This window comes from Streptomyces sp. NPDC043746, from assembly GCF_056436485.1.
In genome coordinates, this window is sequence record NZ_JBWKCM010000005.1 from 1 (window position 1) to 3,696 (window position 3,696).

At 71.5% G+C, this 3,696-nt stretch carries 2 protein-coding genes and 1 pseudogene; 1 reads left to right on the forward strand and 2 read right to left on the reverse strand.

Annotation, left to right across the window (positions count from 1 at the left end):
- Positions 1-75 precede the first annotated feature (75 nt).
- Together AC0682_RS07340 and AC0682_RS07345 are read right to left on the reverse strand one after the other, a co-directional pair.
- A complete protein-coding gene (locus tag AC0682_RS07340) occupies positions 76-477 on the reverse strand; it encodes an RNA-binding S4 domain-containing protein (RefSeq protein WP_254812190.1) in 402 nt (133 codons plus the stop codon).
- Between the two features lie 340 nt (positions 478-817).
- On the reverse strand, positions 818-2,896 hold the full coding sequence (locus AC0682_RS07345; RefSeq protein ID WP_478531488.1) for a PhoX family protein: 2,079 nt from the start codon (positions 2,894-2,896) through the stop codon (positions 818-820).
- A 314-nt stretch (positions 2,897-3,210) separates the two neighbouring features.
- On the opposite strand from AC0682_RS07345, the pseudogene AC0682_RS07350 reads away from it, so the two are divergent.
- Positions 3,211-3,696 (forward strand): annotated as a pseudogene (locus AC0682_RS07350) (VWA domain-containing protein); the annotation flags it as partial.

Here is a 3,696-nt window from a genome sequence, read left to right on the forward strand (position 1 = left end):
CGCTGTTTCACGTGAAACAGCGGGCAGCACCACCACAGGGGCCAGGACGGGATTGCCATGGAGCCGCCGCTCGGCTCAGCGCTCCGGCGGGCGGCCCTGGAGGCGCTCCATCTCGCGGCGGTCCCGCTTGGTCGGGCGGCCCGCGCCCCGGTCCCGTACCGGAACCTGGATCGCCAGCTCGCGCGGCGGCGGGGGCGGGCTGTTGTCGACGAAGCACTCGACGGCCACGGGCGGCCCGACCCGCTTCTTCACGATCTTCGAGACGACGACCACCCGGTCCCGGCCCGCGTGCCGCAGCCGTACCTCGTCACCGACCCGGACGGCCTGAGCGGGCTTGGCCCGCTCGCCGCCGACCTTCACATGCCCGGCCCGACAGGCGGCCGCCGCCTGCGCACGGGTCTTCGTCAGCCGGACCGACCAGATCCACACGTCGACCCGGACGCTTCCCTGAGCCTGCGCCGCATCACCGGAAACCATGGGTCCGACTCTAGTCCGACGCACGCACGGTCCGGCGTCCGTCCGGCCCGGTGCTCGTCCGGACGCTGCGCGCCACCGGTCAGTGCGCGCTACGGTCAGGAGCCGAAGTCACCGGGCGCAGGGCACCCTGGATCTTGTGCCACAGCGTCTCGTCGACGAACGTGCCACCGGTCAGCAGGCCGTGGGCACCGTCCGCGGCGGTGCCGGGCCCCGGCCTGCCTCGACGGCGGCAGTGATCGCGGACATCGCCTACGTACCGACGCGGGCTACCGAGGATGTGCATCAGGCCCACACCGGTGGGCACAGGCCTGATGGTCGATCGTCCCCGAGGGAGCCGGGATCACACTCCGATGTCGCGCCCATCCGTGCGCCAGACCGCGACGACCGACGGGCGGACGATCTTGCCGGGTCCGTCGGGCCAGGTGCTCGCCGGCTTCTCCGTCGAGGCGCCGTCGACCTCGCCCGGGTGCTGGACGGCGACCAGGACCCGGCGGTCCTGGATGACCGGGCCGCAGGTCTCCGCTCCCGTCGGGACGGTCAGGAACTGCTTCAGCTCACCGCGCCGGTCGCCCTGGGGCGCGACACCGAAGAGGCCGTCGTGCGAACCGAGCTTGTTGCCGTCCGTGGAGATCCACAGGTTGCCGTGGGCGTCGAAGGCCACGTTGTCCGGGCAGGAGATGGGGCTGACACGGTCCTTGGGGAAGCCGGCGAAGTACGTCGAGGGGTCGTTCGGGTCGCCCGCCACGAGGAAGAGGCGCCAGGCGAACCCGTCGCTCGTCGGGTCGTCCCAGTTCTCCGCCAGCTCCAGGATCTGCCCGTGCTTGTTGCCGTTGCGCGGGTTCGCCTCGTCCGCCGGGGCCTTGCCCTCCTTGCCGCGGTCGGAGTTGTTGGTGAGCGCGACGTAGACCCGCCCGGTGCGCGGCGAAGGCTCGACGTCCTCGGGCCGGTCCATCTTGGTGGCGCCGACCTTGTCACCGGCCACCCGTGTGTAGACGTACACCTCGTCGGCGGTCATACCGGGCACATGGGAGGTGGTGCCCGTGGCCAGCGGGATCCAGACACCGCTGCCGTCGAACTCGCCGTCGTTGGGGAGCTTTCCGCTGCCGTCGATCTCGTCGGCCGGGGAGTCACCGGTCAGCTTCGCGACGTACAGCGTGCCCTCGTCCAGCAGCGTCAGGTTGTGCTCGCGGGCGGCGCGCGAGTTGCCCTTCTTCATCCGCTTGCTGGAGACGAACTTGTACAGGTAGTCGAACTTCTCGTCGTCGCCCATGTACACGACCGGGCGCCCGTCCGCCGTCAGCCGGGGCTCGGCCGCCTCGTGCTTGAAGCGGCCCAGGGCGGTCCGCTTGCGCGGGGTGGAGTCGGGGTCGTACGGGTCGAGTTCGACGACCCAGCCGAAGCGGTTGGCCTCGTTGGGCTCCTTCGCCAGGTCGAACCGCCGGTCGAATCGCTCCCACTTGCGCTCGGTGGCGCCGGAGCCGATCCCGTACCGCTTGTGCATGGCGGTGGTGCCGTTGGCGAAGTACTGGTTGAAGTTCTCCTCGCCGTGCAGCGTGGTGCCCCAAGGGGTCGTGCCGCCGCCGCAGTTGTTGAGCGTGCCGAGCACCTTGCGGCCGGTGCGGTCGGCGGACGTGCGGAGCAGAGGGCTGCCCGCGGCCGGCCCGGTGACCTGGAATTCACTCGTGGCGGTGAGCCGGCGGTTCAGCGGGTGACGGGTGACCGCGCCCAGCTTGCCGGTACGGCTCTCCTCCTGGACGACGACAACGGAGAGCCCGTGCGCGGCCCAGGCGATCTCCACCTGCTCACGGGTGGGGTTGGCCGGATCATAGCCACGGAACATGAGCACCTCGTTCGTGTACTCATGGTTGGCGACTAGGACCTGACGACCGCGCTCGCCGCGGAGCGGGAGCAGCGAGAGGAAGTCGTTGTTGTAACCGAACTGGCCCGCCTGCGCTTTGGCGGTCTGCTTCTCCGGGTTGAAGGCGGGCGCCCCGCGCAGGATCGGCTCGCCCCAGCGGATCACCACGTTCTGGCTGTGGCCGTCGGGGACCGTGACCTTGTCGTTCTGGTTGGGCGCGACCGGCGAGAACCGCAGGCCCCGGGCACCGGACGGGGCCGGTTTGTGGGGCGGGTGCGGTCCGTGACCGCGCCCGACGAGCGCGGCGGCCTCCGCCTGCGGGGTGTTCGGGCCGACCAGCCCGGCCGTACCGGCCGCGGCGGCGACCGTCACGACGGCGGCCGTGCGCATCATCGAACGGCGCGATACGGCACGGGCGATGATGTCGCCCGCGTACTCGTTGCCGCTGGTGTTCGGGGTCTCCTTGAAGCAGGCGTCCCCGCAGCGGAAGCGGCAGGTCAGCGCGGAACGGCCGCCCGGGTGGGCGCTGTGGGAGCTGATGAGCGGCAGCAGGTTGCGCACGTGGATTCCCTCCGTCGGTCTGTCGTGCGTGACGGTAGGGGCGGCCCCACGCGGTCCGAGGGACTTCCGGTGAACGGCGGGTGAAGTCCAGGCCACCGCTGTTCCCTTGACGCCGTACGGGAACGGGGGCGGGTGACACGTGGAACGCGCGCCGGACTCGGTCCGGGATCGGTTTCGGCTCGGTTGACGCACGGGTGGGCCGGACCGGCGAACGGCCGGATCCGGCCGCTAACCTTACGTATCCGTCCTGGCCAGGGATGAAATCACCCAGGTCGGACATTCCCCGCACCCAACTCATGCGAAAGGCCTCGCTCATGGGCATTCGGAGCTTGCTGCGTAAGGTGTTCGGCCGCACGGAGCAGGACGAGCCGACCACGGCCACCGTCCCGCCCCAGGCCGAACGCACCCCGTCCACGGAACCGCAGGCCGAGGCCACGTCGGCGGCGGGGGGCGGGCCCGAGGCCTCCGAGCCGAAGCCCGCCGAACCGAAGGCGTCGATTCCGGCCCCGGCCTCACCGGTGGCGGAGACCACCGACAGTGACGCCGGTGCTGTGGGCCTGGTGGCCGCGGCGTTCGACAAAGCAGCCACCGCCCCGGCGCCCTCCGCCTCGCCGACCGTCCCCGCCCAGGGCTCGGGCCCGGACGCCGAACCGGAGGTAGAGGCGGGGGCGGAGCCGGACGTAGAGCCCGCTGCGACGGCGAAGCCGGTCGCGGAGCCGCGTACCGAGACCGCCGCCGAACCCGTCGCGAAGCCGGTTGTCGAGCCGGTGAAGGCGGACGAGCAGGCCGAGACCACCGAG

What these genes read in the sequence shown, in the direction of transcription:
- AC0682_RS07340 (WP_254812190.1), bottom strand. Translation starts at nt 477, where the DNA reads ATGGTTTCCGGTGATGCGGCGCAGGCTCAGGGAAGCGTCCGGGTCGAC.